General features: G+C 63.3%; 18 protein-coding genes and 1 tRNA gene. 7 read left to right on the forward strand and 12 right to left on the reverse strand.

Annotation, left to right across the window (positions count from 1 at the left end; all coding sequences use genetic code 11):
- Positions 1-170 precede the first annotated feature (170 nt).
- From tuf to rpsL, 4 genes are all read right to left on the reverse strand, one after another.
- The gene (gene tuf, locus KIH76_RS01750; protein ID WP_214375136.1) at positions 171-1,370 is read right to left on the reverse strand and encodes an elongation factor Tu; all 1,200 of its coding nucleotides are present in this window, start codon (positions 1,368-1,370) and stop codon (positions 171-173) included.
- Between the two features lie 173 nt (positions 1,371-1,543).
- The gene (gene fusA, locus KIH76_RS01755) at positions 1,544-3,673 is read right to left on the reverse strand and encodes an elongation factor G (RefSeq protein WP_219068967.1); all 2,130 of its coding nucleotides are present in this window, start codon (positions 3,671-3,673) and stop codon (positions 1,544-1,546) included.
- A gap of 30 nt (positions 3,674-3,703) precedes the next feature.
- On the reverse strand, positions 3,704-4,174 hold the full coding sequence (gene rpsG, locus KIH76_RS01760) for a 30S ribosomal protein S7 (RefSeq protein ID WP_163228936.1): 471 nt from the start codon (positions 4,172-4,174) through the stop codon (positions 3,704-3,706).
- Positions 4,175-4,179: 5 nt separating this feature from the next.
- Positions 4,180-4,551 carry a 30S ribosomal protein S12 gene (rpsL, locus tag KIH76_RS01765; protein ID WP_003825774.1) on the reverse strand — a complete coding sequence of 124 codons (372 nt, stop codon included), beginning with the start codon at positions 4,549-4,551 and terminating at the stop codon, positions 4,180-4,182.
- A 1,361-nt stretch (positions 4,552-5,912) separates the two neighbouring features.
- Here rpsL and KIH76_RS01770 point away from each other — a divergent pair.
- A tRNA-His gene (locus KIH76_RS01770) sits at positions 5,913-5,988 on the forward strand.
- A 184-nt stretch (positions 5,989-6,172) separates the two neighbouring features.
- Positions 6,173-7,210: a threonine aldolase family protein gene (locus KIH76_RS01775; RefSeq protein ID WP_219068969.1), complete on the forward strand. Its 1,038-nt coding sequence runs from the start codon at positions 6,173-6,175 to the stop codon at positions 7,208-7,210.
- A 293-nt stretch (positions 7,211-7,503) separates the two neighbouring features.
- On the opposite strand, the gene KIH76_RS01780 is transcribed toward KIH76_RS01775, so the two are convergent.
- Positions 7,504-8,697, reverse strand: a complete 1,194-nt coding sequence (locus KIH76_RS01780) for a glycosyltransferase (protein ID WP_219068971.1) — start codon at positions 8,695-8,697, stop codon at positions 7,504-7,506.
- A gap of 76 nt (positions 8,698-8,773) precedes the next feature.
- On the opposite strand from KIH76_RS01780, the gene purT reads away from it, so the two are divergent.
- Entirely contained in the window at positions 8,774-10,072 is a 1,299-nt protein-coding gene (gene purT, locus KIH76_RS01785) for a formate-dependent phosphoribosylglycinamide formyltransferase (protein ID WP_420829245.1), read from the forward strand.
- A gap of 107 nt (positions 10,073-10,179) precedes the next feature.
- Here the strand turns inward: purT and KIH76_RS01790 are convergent, their stop codons facing one another.
- Complete coding sequence (locus tag KIH76_RS01790) at positions 10,180-10,545, reverse strand: VOC family protein (protein ID WP_219068975.1); 366 nt, start codon at positions 10,543-10,545, stop codon at positions 10,180-10,182.
- Positions 10,546-10,726: 181 nt separating this feature from the next.
- Here KIH76_RS01790 and KIH76_RS01795 point away from each other — a divergent pair, with 181 nt between their 5' ends.
- The 3 genes from KIH76_RS01795 to KIH76_RS01805 all read left to right on the forward strand — a co-directional run bounded on the left by KIH76_RS01795 (position 10,727) and on the right by KIH76_RS01805 (position 15,893).
- Complete coding sequence (locus KIH76_RS01795) at positions 10,727-11,185, forward strand: hypothetical protein (protein WP_219069195.1); 459 nt, start codon at positions 10,727-10,729, stop codon at positions 11,183-11,185.
- A gap of 130 nt (positions 11,186-11,315) precedes the next feature.
- Positions 11,316-12,065, forward strand: coding sequence for a phosphoribosylaminoimidazolesuccinocarboxamide synthase (purC, locus tag KIH76_RS01800; RefSeq protein ID WP_219068977.1), 750 nt, complete (start codon positions 11,316-11,318; stop codon positions 12,063-12,065).
- Positions 12,066-12,152: 87 nt separating this feature from the next.
- On the forward strand, positions 12,153-15,893 hold the full coding sequence (locus tag KIH76_RS01805) for a phosphoribosylformylglycinamidine synthase (RefSeq protein WP_219068979.1): 3,741 nt from the start codon (positions 12,153-12,155) through the stop codon (positions 15,891-15,893).
- 224 nt (positions 15,894-16,117) lie between these two features.
- Here KIH76_RS01805 and KIH76_RS01810 read toward each other — a convergent pair whose 3' ends face one another.
- From KIH76_RS01810 to alr, 4 genes are all read right to left on the reverse strand, one after another.
- On the reverse strand, positions 16,118-17,005 hold the full coding sequence (locus tag KIH76_RS01810) for a metal ABC transporter solute-binding protein, Zn/Mn family (protein ID WP_214375042.1): 888 nt from the start codon (positions 17,003-17,005) through the stop codon (positions 16,118-16,120).
- Positions 17,006-17,321: 316 nt separating this feature from the next.
- Positions 17,322-18,272: a CTP synthase gene (locus KIH76_RS01815; RefSeq protein WP_219068981.1), complete on the reverse strand. Its 951-nt coding sequence runs from the start codon at positions 18,270-18,272 to the stop codon at positions 17,322-17,324.
- Between the two features lie 267 nt (positions 18,273-18,539).
- On the reverse strand, positions 18,540-18,935 hold the full coding sequence (locus tag KIH76_RS01820) for a Fur family transcriptional regulator (protein WP_214375044.1): 396 nt from the start codon (positions 18,933-18,935) through the stop codon (positions 18,540-18,542).
- A 146-nt stretch (positions 18,936-19,081) separates the two neighbouring features.
- On the reverse strand, positions 19,082-20,440 hold the full coding sequence (gene alr, locus KIH76_RS01825; protein WP_219068983.1) for an alanine racemase: 1,359 nt from the start codon (positions 20,438-20,440) through the stop codon (positions 19,082-19,084).
- A gap of 355 nt (positions 20,441-20,795) precedes the next feature.
- Here alr and KIH76_RS01830 point away from each other — a divergent pair, with 355 nt between their 5' ends.
- A complete protein-coding gene (locus tag KIH76_RS01830) occupies positions 20,796-22,217 on the forward strand; it encodes an amino acid permease (RefSeq protein WP_214375046.1) in 1,422 nt (473 codons plus the stop codon).
- A 194-nt stretch (positions 22,218-22,411) separates the two neighbouring features.
- Here the strand turns inward: KIH76_RS01830 and purK are convergent, their stop codons facing one another.
- On the reverse strand, positions 22,412-23,581 hold the full coding sequence (gene purK / locus KIH76_RS01835; RefSeq protein ID WP_214375047.1) for a 5-(carboxyamino)imidazole ribonucleotide synthase: 1,170 nt from the start codon (positions 23,579-23,581) through the stop codon (positions 22,412-22,414).
- Positions 23,565-24,062 (reverse strand): 5-(carboxyamino)imidazole ribonucleotide mutase, encoded by a 498-nt coding sequence (gene purE / locus KIH76_RS01840; protein ID WP_214375048.1) that lies wholly within the window; start codon positions 24,060-24,062, stop codon positions 23,565-23,567. Before purE ends, purK begins: the two co-directional genes overlap by 17 nt.
- Between the last annotated feature and the right edge of the window lie 76 nt (positions 24,063-24,138).

A 24,138-nucleotide genomic window follows, 5' to 3' on the forward strand; every position in this document is an offset into this window, starting at 1 on the left:
TTTGATTGAATGTGCGTGAAGCTGAAAATTAGCCTTGGCTATTATGCCATACCGCCTATACAGGCGTTTTCGCCTCGCTCCCAATATAAGGAAACCCCCTGAACCGGTTGAGGTTCAGGGGGTTTCCTAGAACGCTAGTTCAAGCGTGTCTCGATACTCTCTGATGGAAATCAGGCGAGGATCTTGGTGACACGGCCCGAGCCGACGGTGTGGCCACCCTCACGCACAGCGAAGGTCAGGCCCTCCTCCATAGCGATCGGCTGGATCAGCTCGACGGTGAAGGTCGCGTGATCGCCCGGCTGGACCATCTCGACGCCTTCCGGCAGCTCGATGACGCCGGTGACGTCGGTGGTGCGGAAGTAGAACTGCGGACGGTAGTTGGAGAAGAACGGCGAGTGACGGCCGCCCTCGTCCTTGGTCAGCACGTAGACTTCGCCCTCGAACTTGGTGTGCGGGGTGACGGAGCCCGGCTTGGCCACAACCTGGCCACGCTCAACATCGGTACGGTTGATGCCGCGGAGCAGCAGACCGGTGTTGTCGCCAGCCTCGCAGGCGTCCATGGTCTTGTGGAACGTCTCGATGGAGGTGACGGTGGTGGTCTGGGTCGGACGGATGCCGACGATCTCGACCGGGGTGTTGACGGCCAGCTGGCCACGCTCAACACGGCCGGTGACGACGGTACCACGGCCGGAGATGGTGAAGACGTCCTCGATCGGCATCAGGAACGGCTTGTCGAGGTCGTGGACCGGGGTCGGGATGTACTCGTCGACGGCGTCCATGAGCTTCTTGATCTGCTCAACCCACTTCTCGTGATCCGGAGCGTCATCGTGCAGAGCGCCGTAGGCGGACACGCGGATGACCGGGCAGTCACGATCGAAGCCGTTCTCGTCGAGGAGGTCACGAACCTCTTCCTCAACGAGCTCGATGAGCTCCTCGTCCTCGACCATATCGCACTTGTTCAGGGCGACCAGGATCTTCGGGACGCCGACCTGACGGGCGAGCAGCACGTGCTCGCGGGTCTGGGCCATCGGGCCGTCGGTGGCGGCCACAACGAGGATAGCGCCATCCATCTGGGCAGCGCCGGTGATCATGTTCTTCACGAAGTCGGCGTGGCCCGGGCAGTCCACGTGAGCGTAGTGACGCTTCGCGGTCTGGTACTCGATGTGGGCGATGTTGATGGTGATACCACGCTGCTGCTCTTCCGGAGCGGCGTCGATCTGGTTGAAGTCGTACTCCGGGTTGAGATCCGGGTACTCCTCGTGCAGGACCTTGGAGATGGCCGCGGTCAGGGTCGTCTTGCCGTGATCGACGTGGCCAATGGTACCAATGTTAACGTGCGGCTTAGTACGCTCGTACTTTTCCTTTGCCATTACTTTTGTCCTCCTGGACGTCTCGTGTAGGATTCCCCAGGCTCGTGGCCCGGGCCTCGCTACAGTTTACTGGGTTTCTGGGTTATGTGCCACTTTGGAGCCAGAACCCAGTCAGCGCTACACGATATTAGCGCTGACTGGAGACACTGTCACGCCAAAGCGCACAGCGCGTGTCACTCGCCGCGCTGGGCCTTGATGATCTCGTCCGAGACCGACTTCGGGACCTCGGCGTAGGAGTCCATCTGCATGGTGAACATGGCGCGGCCCTGGGTCTTGGAACGCAGATCGCCGATGTAGCCGAACATCTCGGACAGCGGGACCTTGGCGTCGATGACCTTGACGCCGGTGGCGTCGGTCATGGACTGGATGTTGCCACGACGCTGGTTCAGATCGCCGATGACATCGCCCATGTACTCTTCCGGCGTACGGACTTCCACAGCCATGATCGGCTCGAGGATGACCGGCTTGGCCTTCGGGGCGGCTTCCTTGAACGCCATGGAACCGGCGATCTTGAAGGCCATTTCCGAGGAATCGACCGGGTGCATCTGGCCGTCGTACACGGTGGCCTTGACACCCACGACCGGGAAGCCGGCGAGCACACCGGACTCCATGGCTTCCTTGACACCGGCCTCGATGGGTCCGATGAACTCGGCGGAGATGTGACCGCCGGTGACCTCGTTGACGAACTCGAACGTCTCGCCGGCCTCGGTGTCGAGCGGCTCGAAGTTCATGAACACCTTCGCGAACTGGCCGGAACCACCGGTCTGCTTCTTGTGGGTGTACACTTCGTTCATCACGGCCTTGCGGATGGTCTCGCGGTACGCGACCTGCGGCTTGCCGACGTTGCACTCGACCTTGAACTCGCGACGCATACGGTCGACGATGATGTCGAGCTGGAGCTCGCCCATACCCGCGATCAGGGTCTGGCCGGACTCTTCGTCGGTGGTGACCTGGAAGGTCGGATCCTCGTCGGAGAGCTTCGCGAGGGCGATGCCCATCTTCTCCTGGTCGGCCTTGGTCTTCGGCTCCACGGCCACCTGGATGACCGGGTCCGGGAAGGTCATGGACTCGAGGGAGATCGGGGCGGACTCGGCGCACAGGGTGTCACCGGTGGACACGTTCTTCAGACCGACGAACGTGTAGATGTTGCCGGCTTCGGCGGCGTCGACCGGGTTCTCCTTGTCGGCGTGCATCTGGAAGATCTTGCCGATGCGCTCCTTCTTGCCCTTCGTGGAGTCGAGCACGTTGTCGCCCGGCTTGACGGCGCCGGAGTAGACGCGCACGAACACGAGCTTGCCGTAGAACGGGTGCGTGGAGATCTTGAAGACGAGGGCCGCGAACGGATCGGAGGTCAGCGGCTTGCGGTCGATTTCGACGGATTCGTCGCCCGGCTTGAAGCCCTTGATGGACGGCACATCCTCCGGGGACGGCAGGTAGTCGATGACCGCGTCCAGCATCGGCTGAACGCCCTTGTCCTTGAACGCGGAACCGCACAGCACCGGGTAGGCGCGACGCTCGATGGTGAGCTGGCGGATGCCCGCACGCAGCTCCTCCTCGGTCAGCTCGCCGGCCTCGAGGTACTTCTCGGTCAGTTCGTCGCTGGCCTCGGCCACGTCGTCCATGAGCTGAGCACGGTACTCCTCGGCGCGATCCTGCAGATCGGCCGGGATGTCGACGGTGTCGTACTGGGCGCCCATGTTGTCCTTGACGTCGTTCCAGACGTAGGCCTTCATGCGGACCAGGTCGACAACGCCGGCGAAGTCGTTCTCAGCGCCGATCGGCAGCTGGACGACGAGCGGCTTGGCGCCGAGCTTCTCCTTAATGGTGTTCACCGAGTAGTAGAAGTCCGCACCCAGCTTGTCCATCTTGTTGATGAAGCAGATACGCGGGACGCCGTACTTGTCGGCCTGACGCCACACGGTCTCGGACTGCGGCTCCACGCCTTCCTTGCCGTCGAAGACGGCGACGGCACCATCGAGGACGCGCAGGGAGCGCTCCACCTCGGCCGTGAAGTCCACGTGGCCCGGGGTGTCGATGATGTTGATCTGGAACTTGTCCTTGGTGTCGTGCGTCTGGCGGTTCCAGAAGCAGGTGGTGGCGGCGGACTGGATGGTGATGCCGCGCTCCTGCTCCTGAGCCATGAAGTCCATCGTCGCAGCGCCATCGTGCACTTCGCCGATCTTGTAGCTCTTGCCGGTGTAGTACAGGATACGCTCGGTGGTGGTGGTCTTACCGGCATCGATGTGAGCCATGATGCCGATGTTGCGGATCATGTGCAGATCCGAAAGCACGTCAAGTGCCATTGCTTTTCCTTAGCTCTCGTTCGGAAGAAATTACCAGCGGTAGTGAGCGAAGGCCTTGTTGGCCTCTGCCATCTTATGAGTATCCTCGCGGCGCTTGACAGAAGCACCGAGGCCGTTGGAGGCGTCGAGGATCTCGTTGGCGAGACGCTCAGCCATGGTCTTCTCGCGGCGGGCGCGGGAGAAGTCGGTCAGCCAGCGCAGGGACAGCGTGTTGGCGCGGTTCGGCTTGACCTCGACCGGGACCTGGTAGGTGGCGCCACCGACGCGGCGGGAACGCACCTCGAGGGACGGGCGGATGTTGTCCAGCGCGCGCTTGAGAACGGCGACCGGCTCCTGGTCGGTCTTCTCCTTGATCATATCGAGCGCGGAGTAGACGATGTCCTCGGCGATCGACTTCTTGCCGTCGAGCAGGATCTTGTTGATGAGCTGGGCCACGACGGTCGAACCGTAGATCGGATCGGGCAGCAGCTGGTGCTTCTTAGCAGGTCCTTTACGTGACATATCTCTTACTTCGCCTTCTTTGCTCCGTACAGGGAACGACCCTGCTTGCGGTCCTTGACACCCTGGGTATCGAGCGCGCCACGCACGATGTGGTAACGCACACCCGGCAGATCCTTCACACGGCCGCCGCGCACGAGCACGATGGAGTGCTCCTGCAGGTTGTGGCCCTCGCCCGGGATGTAGGCGGTGACTTCGATGCCCGAGGACAGGCGCACACGAGCGACCTTACGCAGAGCCGAGTTCGGCTTCTTCGGGGTGGTGGTGTAGACACGGGTGCACACGCCGCGACGCAGCGGGCTGCCCTTGAGCGCCAAAGTCTTCGACTTCTTCGGCTTCGGCGAACGTCCCTTGCGGACGAGCTGTTCAATAGTAGGCAACTTGAATTCTCCGATTCAGTGGTTTCTTTGTCTTCGTGCAGCCGCCGCACTGCGTCCACACTTTGCCCACTGATCGCAAGATCGGTCAAAGATAGCCACAGTCCACCGGCCCGATGGCCCGATCCTCTTTCACAGTCCGCATTACTGCGCGCGATCCATTCGATTCACGGGATATCCCAACCCGCATACCTGTTACATAAGGCATGCCGTTGGCACACACGAATTACTATGATACGCCACCGCCGGACAAACGACACACCTTCCGCGATCCACCTCCCGCCGCACTTTTTTCTCACATCCTTCCGGTCATCCTCTCTCACCCCTTCCGGTCACTCCTCTCTCACTCTCTCCCGGCCGCCCATCCCGGGCTTACGGCCGGTTAAAGGATCACTCCCGACCGTAAGCCCGGGAACCAAGCCCCTGTCATCCCTGCCCTTCCGGCCATGCCCCTGTACCCTCTCCCGGGCATACGGCCGGTTATGCGCGCCAAACCGACCGTAAGCCCGGGAACCAAGCCACCCCTCCCCGGGCATACGGCCGTTACACGCCCTTAAACCGGCCGTATGCCCGGAACCAACACACTGCTCCCGGGCTTACGGCCGTTTCCGGATGCCAAACCGGCATTATGCCCGGGAACAACCGTCGGAACGGGCATTCACCCCGGGCATACGGCCGGCCATGCGCCTCAAAACGGCCGTATGCCCGGGAGCAGCGCCGATCATCGGGACTGCCCCGGGGCCGCGCGTTTTGGAAAGTCGGATGCGGCATGCGCACGACGCAGGTTGAGCACCGACAACACGCACGGATAAGACCCACGTTTTGTCTATTAACCCAGCACGCCGGAAAAACGGCGGCCCGTACGGATCATCCGTACGGGCCGCCGCCGAAAGGAGGTGTTCGGTTATGTCTCTCCGCGCCGCCTTGCGCGGAACCATCGTTGTTGGACTGCAATGTTCTCAAACTGACAATGGGGTTCTGCGGCCCGGCTCTCACCGTACTTCCTTGCCGCTTTCTTTATGTTCTGTTTTCTGAAGGCGTTGCGCATGGTTCTCACAACCGCGGCGCTTCGTTGCAACCTGCAGGATTCCCGGCTGGCTCGCAACTCCGGCCTTCGCTTGTCAGTATACTCTTCCCATCGCACATGACACACGGTTTTTCGTCATCAGAAAGCCAATGTTTCCAAGTGTTTGAAGCACTCCGAAAAACATCACAACATCGAACATGCCGTCCGGATTCCACGAACGGAACCGAACATTCGATCAGCCTCGCAAAACCGCGACACGCCGAATTGGCGTACGGCGGGAATCCGTGTATAGTATCCATCTGTTGTCTGAATCCAGTCCGCTGGAGACAGCCACATGGTGGATATAGCTCAGTTGGTAGAGCATCTGATTGTGGTTCAGAAGGTCGCGCGTTCGAGCCGCGTTATCCACCCCATCACAACCCGGAACCTAGGTTCCGGGTTTTTGCGTTTTCGGCTGCGCCGCCCGGACGGCGCAGCCGGATCAGGCCATCGCGATCCATCACAGACTGCCGTGCGCCGGCGGTAAACTCGAGTCCGTCATCACGTACCCGACCATGCGGACCGCATCGCATACGGCCCGCATTACAAGGAGCCGACATGCTGTCCTTCGAAAACGACTATTCCTGCGGGGCAACCCCCGAAATCCTCGACCGCCTTGCGGTCATCAACGCCACGCAGTTCCCCGGCTACGGCACCGATCAGCTATGCGAATCCGCCAAGAACAAGATCCGCGAGGCCTGCGCCGCACCCGACGCCGACGTGTGGTTCCTCGTCGGCGGCACGCAGACCAACCAAACCGTCATCGATTCGATCACCCCGCAGTACGCGGGTGTCGTCGCCGCGGCCAGTGGCCACGTGAACGTCCACGAAGCCGGCGCGATCGAGGCGACCGGTCACAAGGTGCTCACGCTCCCCCACCATAACGGCAAGATCGACGCCGACGAACTCGACCGGTACTGCGCCACGTTCTACGCCGACGGCAACTACGAGCACATGGTATTCCCGGGCTCCGTCTATATTTCACAGGCCACCGAATACGGCACGCTGTACACCAAGGCCGAACTCGAACGCATCGCCGAAGTCACGCACCGGTACGACATGCCGCTGTTCGTGGACGGCGCGCGTCTCGGCTACGCGCTGACCGCCACCGGCAATGACGTGACGCTTGAGGACCTCGCCCGCATCGCCGACGTGTTCTATATCGGCGGCACCAAGGTGGGCGCGCTGTTCGGTGAAGCGGTCGTGTTCACCCATCACGGCAAGTTCAGCGATACGCCGAAGCATTTCTTGACGCTCGTCAAGCAGCACGGTGCGCTGCTGGCCAAGGGATGGCTGCTGGGAGTTCAGTTCGACACGCTGTTCACCGACAATCTGTACTGCCGCATCGCCCGCCGCGCGAATGAGGCGGCCGACCGCATCCGCGCCGTGCTGCGTGACAAGGGCTATACGCTCACTTTCGACGCGCCGACGAACCAGATCTTCATCACCCTCGACGAGCCGACCCGCGTCCGGCTGGAGGCCGGCGTGCGTCTTGGCTTCATGGAACAGGCCGACGAGTCGCATACGGTGATGCGTATCTGCACCGGTTGGGCCACCACCGACAACCAAGTCGAAGAACTGATCGCGCTGTTGTAACGGCGCGATGGCGAGGTCTTTCTGCAAACCTTGAGGCAGATTCCAATCGCCGCACAGGTCTTTCCGCAAACCTTGAGGCAGATGTGCCGGCTCACACGACCCCAAACCGTCCCGGATGGGCCGAATCCGGAGTCTTGCATGACGGGCATCTGCCTCAAAGTCTGCGGAAAGACCTCGTCAATCGTTGGAATCTGCCTCAGTGTTTACAGAAAGGTCCAAACGAACGGATAAAAGCATGCATATCGGTCCGGAATACGGATCCGATGTGCATGCTCACCGCCGTAAGCTAACCGTCAGGCGGCGTCCGCGATCGCCTCGCGTTCCATGTCCACGAACTTCGCCACGGACGCCTCCACCGAATAATGCTCCTTCATGTGTTCGGCGTAGCGTGCGCCCCATTCGGCGAGTTCCGTTGGATGGTCGATCCACCAGTCGATGCGTTGCGCGAGTGCGGCCACGTCGCGCACCGGGAACAGGGATTCGTTTAGCAATGCGAATTGGCCGGCCGCGCTCAGTTCGGACGAGGCGATCACCGGCACGAGCCCCGAGGCCATGCCTTCGATCACGCTCAACGATTCGATGTCCACGATCGAGGGATGCACGAACAGATCGCATGAACGCAGCAGCGCCGGCATCTCGTCGTTCTTGTGGAATCCGATTGAGGCCGGTCTTCCCAGCAGCATCTTCGCGCGGAACCGCAGGTAGCGCTGCAACGGTCCGGTGCCGCAGATCGTCAGCTCGATGTCCCTGGCATGACGGCATCGCGCGATCGCTTTGATGAGCGTGATGTGGTCCTTCTCGTGCGTGAGTCGGCCGGATGCGACGATACGGAACGGCACGGGCACGGATCCGCCGGCGGAGCGTTGCCGTTTCGGCGTGAACCGGGCGGTGTAGCCATTCGAGATCACATGCAGTTTGGCCTTGTATCCATGCGCACGCAGCTGGCCCGCGATCATTTCGGTCGGCGCATGGATATGGCCGATGCCGCCGTACAGCCACGCCTTGAACAGCCAGTACAGGAAATTCGAGATGCCCGGCACGTATTTGAGCGGTCCGGCGGAATAGGTGACGTTCTCCGGCTGCAGGTGGAATCCTGCGGTGACCGGGATGCCCATCGCCCGCGCGGCACGGGCGGCGTGGCGGCCGAAGCGGAACGGCAGGTAGATGTGCACGACGTCGGCGCCTCGGAAGGCGGTGCGGAACAGGGTCTCGCTCGGCTCGGCGAACTGCATCTGCTGCTTCGCGGCGACCCACGAGACGAGCGGCACGCGGCTCACCCGCGCCGGATACTCGGGGGCGCCGATACCGACGAGCCGTACATGATGGCCCTGACGTTCAAGTTCGTGCGCGTATTGCAGGGCCGAGTTGGACGTGCCGTTGCCCTTGTTGCCGATCGTGTCCATGACGAGCACGATGGTCAGCGGACGGTCGATCCGCGGCTGTTCCGTTTCGACGGCCTTGTCGTCGTTATCCCGGTCATCAAGCATTGCTCCATACTATCGCCGCCGCAGACCGCATCCGGCATGGACGGCAGTGCATGGCACAATGAGTGGCATGAGTGATATGAACGTTTCCCCGGTTTCCGCAGTCATCTCCCCCGCCCCGACCGCCGCGCTGGCCGCCCGCACACTCGGCACGCCGCTGGGCGCGCACCCGACGCGCGTGCTGTTCCTCGGCGCGGGCGAGCTGGGCAAGGAGGTCACGATCGAGCTGATGCGCCTCGGCGCATGGGTGTGCGCGGCGGATTCGTACGCCGGAGCGCCCGCACAGCAGGTGGCGCACGAGTACCGAGTGCTCGATATGGCGAACGCGGAGCAGCTGCGCGCGCTGTTCGACGAGGTCAGGCCGGACATCATCGTGCCCGAGGTCGAGGCGATCGCGACGGGCGAGTTGGCCGCTGCGGCCGCGCGCGGCATTCAAGTGGTGCCGAGCGCCGAGATCGCGGCGATCTGCATGGATCGCGAGCGCCTGCGCGTGATCGCGCATGAGGAGCTGGGTCTGCCGACCACGCCGTACCGGTTTGCGGGATCGCTCGAGGAGCTGCGCGCGGGTGCGGCCGAGGTGGGCTATCCGTGCGTGGTCAAGCCGATCATGAGCTCGTCCGGCCACGGCCAGTCCGTTGTGCGTTCGTCGGACGCGATCGACGCCGCGTGGACGGAGGCGCAGGAAGGCCGTCGCGCGTCCGGCGAGGGTGATGTGTCGCGCGTGATCGTGGAGGCACTTGCCCCGCTCGACTATGAGCTGACCGTACTGACAGTGAGTTCGTCGGCCGGCATCGTGACCTGCGCACCGATCGGTCAGCGTCAGGAATCCGGCGATTACCGCGAGTCGTGGCAGCCGGCAGCGACGGATGACGGTGTGTTGGAGACGGCTCAGTCGATCGCGCGCCGGGCGGTCGAGGGGCTGGTGGCGAAGGCCACGGCGACCGGCGAGCATGGCTGGGGCGTGTTCGGCGTGGAGCTGTTCGTGTTGACCGATGGCTCGGTACTGTTCAATGAGGTGTCGCCGCGCCCGCATGATACGGGCATGGTGACGATGGTTTCGCAGCGGCTGAGCGAGTTCGCGCTGCATGCGCGGGCGATTCTGGGACTGCCGGTGACGGCCGGCCATGTGGCATTGGCGATGCCGTCCGGCGCGGTGGCGGCGAGCCATGCGATCGTCGTGGCGGGCGACGGCGAGGCGGAGTTCACGAATGTGTCGGCCGCATTGGCCGAACCGGACACCGATCTGCGCATTTTCGCCAAGCCCGAGGTGCACGGCCATCGCCGCATGGCGGTCGCCTTGGCGATCGGTTCGTCCGCGGACGACGCCCGCGCCAAGGCCGCCCACGTGGCCGATACGCTCGACATCACCGTACGTTAACCGACACTGGTTGACACGAGAAAAGCCCGTGGGGCGCTCCTCCGGAATACACGAATCATTCGGAGGAACGCCCCACGGGCTTTTCACAACGCCAAAGGCGATCCCGCTCACGACAGCATGGCTTCGATGTTATTGCCGTCGGGGTCGTGGATGAATGCGGCGTAATACGTCGGACCGTAGTTCGGGCGCGGGCCGGGAGCGCCGTTGTCGGTGCCGCCGGCCTCCAAGCCTGCTTTGTGGAACGCCTTGATCTCATCTTCGTTGTGGGCGCGGAATGCGACGTGCACCGGCTGAATCGACTGGTGATCGCGCGGCACGATCAGGAAGACAAAGTCGCCGTCCTCGCCGTTGGTGAAGAACGTGCCCAACTCGGGGTCGTCCTTGCGTTCATATCCCACCGGCGCGAGCAGTTTCTCATAGAAAGCCGCACTTTTGGCAGCATCCGACACGAACAGCACAATATGATCAATCATCCTGGACCTCTCTTCCACAACACTGTGACATAGTCAGTAGTATCACAATCGCCACCGGTGTCAATGTTGATGTCCATATCGCGCACACGCCACCGCCACTGTCATATACGATGTGACAACGCGCGCGATCGCGCTTCTTCGTGCGCGACAATGAAGTCACCGGTGAAGGAGCGTGGTCATCATGATCGATTTGAGAAAAGCGTCGGCCGCCGCGCTCGGCGTCATATTGGCGGCAAGCATCGCGGCGTGCGGGCCGGCGCAACAGCAGTCCCAGACTGACGGCGATGTCGCGGCGAGCTGCGCGGTCAGCTATGCGAAAACGTATGATTCGCCGCAGGATTACATCGATGACATCGCCCCTGATCTCGTCGCCAAGGCGACGTTCGGCGATCCGACACTGTCGGGCAACGGCAGAACCATTTCGTTCACGGCGCATCTGCTGGACGTGAAGCGCGGCAACGCCCGGTCCGGCGACGACGTGAAGCTCCGGTTCACATGCGATTCGGTCACCTCGTTCATGCCGGACGGCTACCGCACCGGCGACGAGGTGATCGTGCTCGCCAGCGACGGCCTGCTGCGGCAGCCCGGAAGCGTATGGCCGTTCGACCGGCAGACGTACGACTCGCTGACCGTACGATAGTCTTCCGCCCGTCCGGCAACAACGTGGGGCGGGCAGTGCCATGCCACTCCGAAAGCCCTGTTTGTAGCCCTTTATTGGTACCCTTTTACCGTTAGTTCACCCAGAAATTCCGCTGATTTGAAAGGCGATCATGGAGAAACTGGAAAAGCTCTACGAGGGCAAAGCCAAGCAGCTGTACGCAACCGACGACCCGGACATCCTGTGGGTCGAGTACAAGAACACCGCGACGGCCGGCGACGGCGAGAAGAAGGAGGACTTCACCGGCAAGGGCCGTCTGAACAACCTCATCACCACCATCATCTTCGACCTGCTTAAGGCCCGCGGCATCGACAGCCACCTCGTCAAGCGCGTGAACGACACCGCCCAGCTGGTGCGCAAGATGGACATGTTCCCGCTCGAGATCGTGCTGCGCAACACCGCCGCCGGCCACTTCTGCTCGCGCCTCGGCGTCGAGGAGGGCCTGCCGCTCAAGGAGCCGGTGCTCGAGTACTTCCTGAAGAACGACGACCTGCACGACCCGTTCGTGAACGACGACGATCTCGTGGCGCTCGGCGTGTGCACGCGTGAGGATCTCGCCGAGATCGCCCCGCTGGCCCGCCGCATCAACGAGGCGCTCATCGATATCTTCGCGAAGATCGACGTCAAGCTCGTCGATTTCAAGATCGAAATGGGCCGCGCCTCCGACGGCACGCTGCTGCTGGCCGACGAGATCACCCCGGATTCCTGCCGTCTGTGGGACCAGCGCGACCACTCCGGTAAGGTCGAGCACCTCGACAAGGACCTGTTCCGCCGTGGTCTCGGCTCGATCATCCCGGCTTACGAGGAGATCGAGGGCCGTCTGGCCGAGCTGGCCAAGTCCGAGGGCATCGAAGTCGCCTGATCTTCGCTTCTAGGCTCCCCCTGATATCAGAGGGAGCCGATTTTCGTTTTATTTGCAATCCTCAAGAGTTTTCAGGAAAGGATTTCCATGGTTTTTCGCGTGTACGTGGAAAAGAAGCCCGGTTTTGATGTCGAGGCGCAGCAGCTCGCCGGCGAACTGCGCACGATCCTCGGCATGACCGGTCTCAAGTCCGTGCGCATCGTGAACCGCTACGACGTGGAGGGCATCAGCGCCGAGCTGTTCGCCCAGGCTACGCCGACCGTGTTCAGCGAACCGCAGGTCGACAACGTCTCCAACGACCTGCCCGACTTCGGCGGCGCGAAGGTGTTCGCCACCGAGTTCCTGCCCGGCCAGTTCGATCAGCGCGCCGATTCGGCGAGCGAGTGCATCCAGCTGATCTCGCAGGGCGAGCGTCCGACCGTCCGTTCCGCCAAGGTATACGCCCTCGACGGCGACCTGAGCGACGCGGACGTGGATGCGATCAAGCGTTACGTGATCAACCCGGTCGAGGCCCGCGAGGCAAGCCTTGCCGTCAAGGAAACCCTGAAGACCGCCGTGCCGACCCCGGGCAAGGTCGAGGTCATCGCCGGCTTCAACGAGATGGACGCGGCCGCCGGCCAGCGGTTCATCGACGAGCGAGGTCTCGCGATGGATCTCGCGGATCTCGAGTTCTGCCAGCGGTACTTCGCGGCCGAAAAGCGTGAGCCGACGATCACCGAAATCAAGGTCATCGACACGTACTGGTCCGACCACTGCCGTCACACGACATTCGGTACCGAGCTGGACGACGTGGTCATCGACGACGCGACCGTCAAGGCCGCGTTCGAGCGTTATCTCGAGCTGCGTCACGAGCTGGGCCGCGACGAAAAGCCGGTGTGCCTGATGGACATGGGCACGATCGGCGCGAAGTGGCTCAAGAAGAACGGCATCCTGACGGGTCTCGACGAGTCCGAGGAGATCAACGCCTGCACCGTCAAGGTCAAGGTCGACGTCAACGGCGAGGACCAGGACTGGCTGTTCCTGTTCAAGAACGAGACGCACAACCATCCGACCGAGATCGAGCCGTTCGGCGGCGCGGCCACCTGCATCGGCGGCTGCATCCGAGACCCCCTGTCGGGCCGTTCCTACGTGTATCAGGCGATGCGCGTCACCGGCGCCGCCGATCCGACCGTACCGGTCGCCGACACGCTGGAGGGCAAGCTCCCGCAGCGCAAGCTCGTGACCACCGCGGCCGCCGGCTACAGCTCGTACGGCAACCAGATCGGCCTCGCCACCGGTCAGGTCGACGAGATCTACCATCCGGGCTATGTGGCCAAGCGCATGGAAGTGGGCGCGGTCGTGGCCACCACCCCGGCCGATCATGTGCGCCGCGAGACCCCGGCTCCGGGCGACAAGATCATCCTGCTCGGCGGCCGCACCGGCCGTGACGGCATCGGCGGCGCGACGGGCGCGTCCAAGGCGCACAACGTGGAGTCCTTGGAGCTGGACGGCGCCGAAGTGCAGAAGGGCAACGCGCCGGTCGAGCGCAAGCTGCAGCGCCTGTTCCGCCGCGGCGACGCGTGCCGTCTGATCAAGCGCTGCAACGACTTCGGCGCGGGCGGCGTGTCCGTGGCGGTCGGCGAGCTCGCGGACGGCCTGTACGTCGATCTCAACACCGTGCCGAAGAAGTACGAGGGCCTTGACGGCACCGAGCTGGCGATCTCCGAATCGCAGGAGCGCATGGCCGTGGACGTTGCCGCCGAAGATGTGGACGAGTTCCTCAGCTACGCCCGCGAGGAGAACCTCGAGGCGACGGTCATCGCGACCGTGACCGAGGACCCGCGCATGGTGATGACGTGGAACGGCGACGAGATCGTGAACCTCTCCCGCGAATTCCTCGCCTCCAACGGCGCGTCCAAGCATCAGGTCGTGCACGTCGAGGCGCAGCAGGCGTACGAGACGCCGGCCGCATGGCGCGAGGGTTCGTTCGCGGACCGTCTGCATGCGGTCGTGACCGATCTGAACGTGGCGTCCAACAAGGGCCTGTCCGAGCGCTTCGACTCGACGATCGGCGCGGGCACAGTGCTCATGCCGTTCGGCGGCCGCCGTCAGCTCACCCCGAACGAGGCGATGGTCGCCAAGTTCCCGGTGTTCGGCGAGACCACCACCGCATCTGCTATGGCGTGGGGCTTCAACCCGTACATCATGTCCGCGAACCAGTTCACCGGCGCCTATCTGTCGGTGGTCGAGTCGCTCGCCAAGCTCGTGGCCGCCGGCTTCGAGCATGAGAAGGCGTATCTGAGCTTCCAGGAGTACTTCGAGAAGCTGCGCGACGAGCCGGAACGCTGGGGCAAGCCGACCGCCGCCGTGCTCGGCGCGCTCATGGCGCAGATCGACCTCGGCGCGGGCGCGATCGGCGGCAAGGATTCGATGTCCGGCACGTTCGAGCATCTCGACGTGCCGCCGACCCTGATCTCCTTCGCCGTGGCCGTGGGCAACATGAAGCGTGCCACGTCGCCGGAGTTCAAGGGCGCCGACCACCGCGTCGTGCGCATCGCGCCGCGCTATCTCGCGGACGGCATCACGCCGGACAAGGACGCGCTGCTCGAGGCGTTCTCGATCGTCGAGGAACTGACCGACTTCCACGACGCGCTGGCCGTGTCCACGCCGGGCTACGGCGCGACCGCCGAGGCGCTGTTCAAGATGACGCTCGGCAACCGCATCGGCGTTGCGCTGAACGATTCGATCGCCGCGGACGACCTGTTCACGCCGGCGTACGGCTCGTTCATCGTCGAGCTGGCGGACGACGCGAAGCTGCCGGCCGCGTCGAACCTCGTCGAGATCGGCGAGATCGGCACGACGACCGCCGCGTACGAGCTGCGCGCCGCGGGCGAGACGCTTGATCTGGACGCGATTCAGGAGGCGTGGGAGTCCGGCATCGAGTCCGTGTTCCCGTACCGTTCCAAGGGCGACGAGGCGGGCAAGACGACCGAGACGGTCACCTTCGAAACGCCGAAGAAGACCGTGTACGTGGGTGCTCCGGTCGCCAAGCCCCACGTCGTGATCCCGGTGTTCCCGGGCAACAACTGCGAGTACGATTCGGCCGCCGCGTTCGAGCGCGCCGGCGCGGACGTGTCGACGCTGATCGTGAACAACCTCACGCCGGCCGCCGTCGCCGAGTCGACCGCCGCGCTGGTCGAGGAGATCAACAAGAGCCAGATCGTGATGATTCCGGGCGGTTTCTCGGGCGGCGACGAGCCGGACGGTTCCGCGAAGTTCATCACCGCGTTCTTCCGCGCCCCGGCCGTCACCGAGGCCGTGCGCGACCTGCTCAAGAACCGCGATGGCCTGATGCTCGGCATCTGCAACGGTTTCCAGGCGCTCATCAAGCTGGGTCTGGTGCCGTACGGCGACATCGTGCCGATGACCGAGGAATGCCCGACCCTGACGTTCAACACGATCGGCCGTCACCAGAGCCGGCTCGTGCGCACGCGCGTCGCGTCGAACCTGTCCCCGTGGCTGGCGAAGACCTCCGTCGGCGACATCCACACGGTCGCGATCTCCCACGGCGAAGGCCGTTTCGTCGCGTCCGAGCCGGTGCTTGACCTGCTTAAGACCAACGGTCAGATCGCCACGCAGTACGTGGACGAGTCCGGCGTGCCCGGCATGGATCTCGATGTGAACCCGAACGGCTCGCTGCTCGCGATCGAAGGCATCACCAGCCCGGACGGCCGCGTGTTCGGCAAGATGGGTCACTCGGAGCGCTCCGGCAACGGCCTGTACGTGAACGTGCCTGGCAACAAGTACCAGCCGCTGTTCGAGGCCGGCGTCGAGTACTTCGCCGCGTAAGGCAGGTTGTCTCTCTTGCCATGTCATTTCGAGCGAGGCGAAGCCGAGTCGAGAAATCTCTTCTGTCTAATGGCTCTGGAAGATTTCTCCACTCGCTTCGCTCGGTCGAAATGACATCATGACACACCCAACGGGCGTGCAGATAACGACGAATGGGCGGGGTATGTCAAGATCAAACTTGGCATACCCCGCCCATTCGTATCTATACGTGATATACGCGCCGTTTATGCCTTGTCGAACTGGTCGACGAGTGCGGTCATCCAGTCGAGCAGGTCGTCGTATTCGGCCGGCATCTGTTCGGTCAGTTCGACCGTCGGCACGTTGACCGACTTGGCCGCATCGGTGATCTGATCGGTGGTCGAGTTGGCTTCCTGCGTGTTGACGACGAGCATCCTGATCGAACCATCCTTGAGCGCGTCTTGGAAGTCCTTGATGTCGGCCGGGGTCGGCTCGCTTTCGTTGGCCGACGCCTGCGCGTAGCCGGTCGGCGTCTTGTCGCTCATGCCCAGATCGTCGGCGAGATACCATGCGACGGATTCGGTCGCGCCGTACGGCAGCCCCTTCGTGGCCGCGGAGGCGTCCTTGATCTTGGATTCGAGCGCATCCTCCCGCTCATGCCATGCCTTGTTGAGCTTCGTGTACTCGTCCTTGTTCGCGGGATCGGTCTGCCGGTAGGCGGCGGTGATCGCGTCGGCCGCCGCGTTGCGCACGGCTGCGGAGAACCACACGTGCGGGTTGTCGCCTTCCGCGATGCCGGCGGCGTCGGCCGCGTCGACCAGCGTCGCCTTGGTGGATTCGACGGCCTTGGACGCCCAGTGGTCGTAGTCGGCGCCGTTGACGACCGCGACGTCGGCCCTGTTGAACGCGGCGACGTCCTTACTGGTCGGTTCGTAGTCGTGCGCTTCGACGTTGGTTTTGGTCATGATGTTGGTCACGGTGACGTATTCGCCGCCGAGATCCGTCGCCATCGATCCCCACTGGTTGATCGACGCGACGACCGAGATCTTTCCTTCATTGCCGGCCGTGGTTCCGCTTCCCGATCCGCAGGCAGCGAGTCCCGTCGTCATCATCGCAGCCGTCGCCAGCGCGGCGATCTTCTTCCATGCAGTCATACCGTTGTTGTCCTCTTCTACAGTCGTGTATTCCGGTTGACGTGCCCACCATACCATCTAATTGAGAATAATTCTCATTTTCATGCCCCGCGGCGTGTCGGATTACCGTCCGACCCCAACCGCCGCGCATCCTTTCAATAGTTCCAAGCCAGCAAACGTCCGCTTGCTTCTAGGAACCCGGCATCCTCGCGGAAAGCGGACTCCAATCAGCCATTCGCCGTCCGTTTTCCACCAATAGACAAACATCGTGGCGGGAAACGGATCCAAAGCAGGCCTCTGGCGTCCGTTTTCCGCCAACAACCCATTCCAAGTCGTCTCATCCCGTGCGGGGAATCCCCACGGAGGCGAGTTTGTCGATCAACGGCTGCCGCCGGACGACGTCATCGTACGTGAAACGGACTATATGGCTCACGCCCCACGCATACAGATCCCGCTCGCGTTCGGCCTGCTCGCTCACCACGGCCTGGATGGACCGACGATCCGTCATCGCCGGGTCGACGTATTTGCCCACGCCGTCATATTCGCCGACAACCGTGTATCCGCCCGGGAAACACCATGTGAAGTCAACGCGATACCAGTGCAGTGAATTCCTCGGGTCCACAAACACACGCTGCAGTTGCGGGGTCTGGAATCTCGCCTCGATCATCACGGCACGGGCCAGCGATTCGCCGCCGTTCTCGCTGCGAGGATCAACATGCGACAGCAGACGGCTTACCGCGGAGGTGTCACGACGCAGTCCCGCGCAGACATCACGAACATCCCGTTCCGACGCGCCGTTGCCGAACGCCGAATCGAACACGGGAAGCGCCTTGGAAAACGGCAGCAACAGCGCGCAATCGACCAGGGTCCTGGCCACCGACGTCACGCGCAGCCCCTGCGCCTCGGCAATGGGTATCTCGGTCATGAAGATGCGGCGCACGCCGCCCGCTGTGCCACCGGATGAGATTGACGATGCGACATACAGCCCAGACCGGTGAATCGACCATTGATGGTCGAGATTGCAGATGGCCGCCGCCGTGGGACCGGCGAACACCCATGACGGATAGCGAGTCGCGAGGCATCGCGCGATATGCCGCACCCTTTCGGTTTCGTTCAGGGCATTCCAGTATCGGGCATCGACGAACATGCCGTGATACGGGCTGCTCAGTTCGCCGGCATGCACCCTGCGTCTGAGAGCCTTTCCCTCAGTGTCGTTCGCGGCGAATATGCAGCTTTGCCGCCGCTGGGCCTGCATAAGCTTGTCTGCGATGATGCGATGCGTCTTCATGCCACGACACTACGGGGACGAACACGGAAATGTCCATCCGAACAGACCTATGTGGTCGAAAGGTATCCGGCCGGCGTGTCGCGGGCGTTTGTCGATAGGAGAGGCCTTTATCTAACGGCAAACGGACGCCGAACGCCCTATTCGAGTCCGATTTCCGCCAGCAATCATGAACCCTAGTGGCAAACGGACTCCAAACGGCGTTCCAGAGTCCGTTTGCCGCCAGAACCGAGATTTCCGCTCAGGAAACGGACCGCGTCGCTCCCGCAATCAGTCCTTCTGGCAGTCGGGGCACAGGCCGAAGACTTCGAGGGTGTGGGATTCGACGGTGAACCCGTGGCCGTCCGCGACCTTGCGTAGCCACGCCTCGCTCGGCGGGTCGATTTCGACGGTTTTGCCGCATTTGCGGCATACGAGATGATGGTGATGGCCGTCGTCGCCGCACAGGCGATACAGCTGTTGGCCGTCGAGGCGGATCGTGTCGGCCGCGCCGGAATCGGCGAGCGCGTTCAGCTGGCGGTAGACGGTGGCCAGTCCGATCTTCGTGCCCTCGTCGTCGAGTTTGCGATGCAGTTCCTGCGCGGAGACGAAATCGTCGCAGGTGCGCAATTGCCGCAGCACGGCGTCCTTCTGTTTGGTATGCCGTTCCGGCCCGTTCGCCGTCATATGCACTTCCCCATCCGGGCCGGCGATACGTGCGTCAAACCGTGCGCACACCGACGTTATTATCATTAGCAGTCAACTAATGATAATAACGTCGGCGACAATGCGCAACGCGGGTTCGACGGATGCGCGATTCGGCAGTCGACTGACTACAGCAGCGAGGCGGGGTCGAGCTTGGCGAGATCGTCGGCCGGCAGCACGTCGGCCGCGTTGAGATACAGGCGCGGGATGCGGTTGCGTAGGCAGGTGAAGATCTCGTAGCTGATGGTGTCGGCGGCGCGCGCCCAGTCGTCGGCGGTCGGCTCGGCGTACTGCTCGCCGCGGCCCGGCCCGAACAGTTCGACCGTGTCGCCTTCGTGCACACCGAGCGCGTCGCACGAGCCGTGCAGGTCGATCATGAACTGGTCCATGCACACGCGGCCGGAGACGCGGTACAGCTTCGGACCGTCGGCGGTCATGACGCGCACCGGACCGCCGAGCTTCTCGACATGCTTGGCGCCCTGCATGTCGAAGCCGGAGGCGGAGCGGTGGATGCCGTCCGCGTAGCCGAGCGGCACAATCGCGGTGGACGTGTCGTCGGGGGTGAGGTAGGTGCGGCCGTAGGAGATGCCGTGGCCCTTGTCAATGTGCTTGACGGTGCCGAGCTGCGCCTGCAGGGTCATGGCGGGCTTCAGGTGCCAGTCGCGCGGCGTGCCCATCGCCGGATCGGGCTCGTAGCCGTACAGGCCGATGCCCGGGCGGGTGAGCTCGAAGTGGATCTCCGGGCGGTCGAGCGTGGCGGCGGTGTTGGCCAAGTGACGGATTTCCGGGGCGATGCCGGCCTTCTCCATGCGCGCGGTGAACGCCTTGAAGTTCTCGATCTGATGGTCGGTGGCGGCCACGAATTCGGGCACGTCCGGCGAATCGGCCACGGCGAGATGGCTCCACTGGCCGACGACGTGGATCACGCCTTCCTTGGCGAGCGGCACAAGCTTGGCCAGCGCCGCGTCGAACGATTCTTCGGTGAAACCATTGCGGCCGAAACCGGAATCGACCTTCACGTGCACGCGGGCAGTCTTGCCGAGCTTGCGGGCGGCCGCGGCCACCGCGTCGATGCCCGGCAGGGACCCGACCGACACGTCGATGTCGTTGTCGATCAGCTCGTCGAACGGCACTTCCATACCGTTGTAGACCCAGGTAAGAATGTGGCAGCGGTCGGGGCCGATGCCGAGCTTGCGCAGCAGCAGCGCCTCATGGGACTGCGCGGTGCCGAGCCAGGTCGCGCCTCCGGCCAGCGCCGCCAGCGCGGTCGGCAGCAGGCCATGGCCGTAGGCGTCGGCCTTGACCACGCCCATCACCGCGGTGCCGGAGTCCGGCCCGCCGACCACGTCGACCAGATGCCGCATGTTGTCGCGCAATGCGGCGAGGTCGACGATCGCCTGCGCCGGATACCGCCGGCGCGCGGCCTCGTAATTCGCTTCGCCGGCCGGGGATGAGAACTGCCAATTCGTTACTGCGCTCAAAGTCATACGCCCTATTGTGTCTCGGCACAATGACGAATGCGCAACGAATCGCCGCACGGGTTCACCGTGCCGTCATCATTGTGCAATCATCTCGTCATCGCAGGCCTCGTCATACCGACTTCATCGCGCCATCGCGATCACCACCGCGCCATCGCCGTCCCATCCCTCGAGACAAAGCCCACGGAAACGCGAGCGTTGTCCATGCCGCGGCCATACACTGTCTACCACTCGTTCGCAGTGCCGTCATCTTATCCATCAGGCACCCCGCGAGCATTCTGATTCCCGGCGTTGAGGCGTGCCGGGGTCCCGGAAAACCGTCCGGTCCAGCCCATATCCATTCCGTATTGAGAGAAGACTCATCATGGATCTTTTTCGCAAGAAATCGGTGGATCAGCTGGTCGCTGAATCCACTCCGCTAAAGCGTACGATGCACACGTTCGATCTGACGATGCTCGGCATCGGCGCGATCATCGGCACCGGCATCTTCGTACTGACCGGCAAGGGCGCGCTGACCGCCGGCCCGGCACTGTCCGTATCGTTCCTGCTGGCCGCGGTCTGCTGCGGTTTCGCCGGTCTGTGCTACGCGGAATTCGCGTCGATGGCCCCGGTTTCCGGTTCCGCTTACTCCTACTCGTACCTAGCGTTCGGCGAATTGATCGCGTTCGTGATCGGCTGGGATCTGATTCTTGAGTACGCGTTGCAGGCGGCCACGGTGTCCGCCGGATGGTCGGGATATTTCAACAAGTTCCTTGAAGGTTTCGGCCTGCATCTGCCGGTCGAGCTGACCGCCGCGTACGGCACCACGCCGGGCGTCACCACGTACTTCAACCTGCCCGGTTTCGTGATCGTGCTGCTGATCACGTGGGTGCTGTCGATCGGCATCAACCAGACGAAGAAGACCAACGACATCATGGTGATGATCAAGCTCGCGATCATCGTGCTGTTCATCGTGTGCACCGTCTGGTACGTGAACCCGGAGAACTGGAAGCCGTTCTCCCCGTACGGCGTGTACACGTTCCAACCCGGCTCGACCCAGCCGTACGGCATCGTGCCGGCCGCGTCGATCGTGTTCTTCAGCTTCATCGGCTTCGATGCGGTGTCGTCATCGGCCGAGGAGACCGTCGAGCCGAACAAGACGCTGCCGCGCGGCATCCTGCTGTCGCTGGCCGTGTCGACCGTGCTGTACATCGTCATGACGTTCATCATGACCGGCATCGTGCCGTACCAGGAGTTCGCGAACTTCATCGACGCTCCGGTGGCCGGCGTGATCCTCGCGACCGGCATGAACTGGCTCGCGTTCATCGTGAACCTCGGTGCGCTGATCGGCATGACCACCGTGATGCTCGTGCAGCTGTACGGCCAGTCCCGCATCTGCTATGCGATGAGCCGCGACGGCCTGTTCCCGAAGTTCTTCGGCGAGGTGCACCCGAAGTACCGCACGCCGTTCAAGGGCACGTGGTTCTTCGGCATCCTGACCGCGGTGGCGGGCGGTTTCATCAACATCAACGTGCTGTTCGAGCTGGTGAACATCGGCACGCTGTCCGCGTTCATCATCGTGTCAGCCGGTATTCTGTGGATGCGCAAGACGCAGCCGGACGCGCACCGTGGCTTCCGCGCACCGCTCGTGCCGTTCACGCCGATCTGCGCGATCGTGTTCTGCCTGATCCTGATCGCAGGTCTCAACTGGGAGACGTGGCTGCGGTTCGCGGTCTGGTTCGGACTCGGCCTGGTGGTGTACTTCGCGTACAGCCGCAAGCGTTCCAAGCTGAACGTCGCCGAGTAAGCGACTGATATCAGCCGCGCAGATCGTGCGGATAACGAAAAAGCTCCCCGAGGGGAGCTTTTTTCATGCGCACATACATGATCATCACCGTCATTTCGAGCGAGGCGAAGCCGAGTCGAGAAATCTTTCGAAGCCATCGTCGGCGAGAGATTTCTCCGCTCGCCTACGCTCGGTCGAAATGACAGGAGAGATTGCTACTTGAGATCATCCCAGCAGCCGGTGGCCTCGAGATCGGCCACGGTGGCCGCGGTGTCGTCGGTGAGCACGGTGATGTGGCCCATCTTGCGGTTGTGCCGCAGCTGCGCCTTGCCGTAGTCGTGCACGTTCCATTCGGGGTGCGAGGCGATGAGCGCGCGGGTCGGCAGCACATGCTGGCCGAGCACGTTGACCATCACCGCCGGGCTCAGGAGCTTCGGCTGGATGAGCGGCCAGCCGGCGATGCCACGGATGTGCGCGTCGAACTGGTCGATCGAGCACGCCTCGATCGTGTAGTGGCCGGAGTTGTGCGGACGCGGCGCGAGCTCGTTGACGATCACGCGGTCGTCCTTGGTGACGAACAGCTCGATGGCGAGCGTGCCGGCCAGTTCGAAGCCCTTCGCCAGTCGCAGCGCGAGTTCGTGCGCGGCCTGCGCGATTTCGGGGCTGACTTCGGCCGGGGCGATCGTCATGTGCAGGATGTTGTTGCGGTGATCGTTGCGCACGATCGGGAACGTGACGTACTGCTCGCCGTTGCCGGACACGAGGATGGACGCCTCGAACGCGAAGTCCACGAATCCTTCGAGGATGCTCGGCGGGAAGCCGCCGCCGCGGTCGCCGCGCGCGCGGATCTTCTCAAGGTCGGAGTCGTTGCGCAGCACATGCTGGCCGTGACCATCATAGCCGCCGGAACGGGTCTTGAGCACGCACGGGTAGTGCAGCTCGTCGATCGCCGCATCGAGCTCCTCGAAGTTGTTCACCTCGCGCCACGGCGCGGTTTCGGTGCCGTGCTCGTTGATGAACGTCTTCTCGTGCACGCGGTCCTGCGTCACGCGCAGCAGATCGGTGCCCTGTGGCGCGGCGACGAGATGACGCACTTCGTCGATCGCCTCGGCGTCCACGTTCTCGAACTCGTAGGTGAGCACGTCGGACTTTTCGGCCAGGTCGTGGATGGCGGTCTTGTCGTCGTACTCGCCGACGATCTGGAAGTCAGCCACCTGCGCGGTCGGACAGTCCGGGGTCGGGTCGAGCACGCCGATGCGAAAGCCCATGTACTTGGCGGACAGGGCCATCATGCGGCCGAGCTGGCCGCCGCCGATGATGCCGATCGTCGCACCCGGCTGCAGCATCTTGACCGCGCCGTGCGTTTCCTCAGACAAGCTGGGCATTGGATTCAGCCACCTTTTCCTTCAGAGAGTCGCGGTATTCCTGCAGCGCGTTCGCGAGCCGCTCGTCGTTGGTGGACAGGATCTGCACCGCGAGCAGACCGGCGTTGGTCGCGCCCGAGTTGCCGACGGCCGTGGTGGCGACCGGGATGCCGCCGGGCATCTGCACGATCGACAGCAGCGAATCCCAGCCGGAGAGGGCATGCGAGCGCACAGGCACGCCGATGACCGGCAGCGTGGTCTGCGCGGCGACCATGCCCGGCAGGTGGGCGGCGCCGCCCGCACCGGCGATGATGACCTTGAAGCCGTTGCCGCGGGCGTTATGCGCGAATTCGCCCATGAGTTCGGGCGTGCGATGGGCGGAGATGACCTGCTTGTGATAGGGCACGGCGAACTGGTCGAGGATGTCGCACGCGTGCTTCATCGTCTCCCAGTCGCTGGCCGATCCCATGATGACTGCCACTTCGGGCTTGCTGTCTGCCATAAGAACCTCCGAAACGGGTGGGCTTGAATACCGTTCCACTCTACGCAAAGAGGCCGTCAACGAGCCCGACCGCGAA

Origin of the sequence: Bifidobacterium simiiventris (assembly GCF_019331715.1) — a bacterium.
GTDB lineage: Bacteria > Actinomycetota > Actinomycetes > Actinomycetales > Bifidobacteriaceae > Bifidobacterium > Bifidobacterium simiiventris.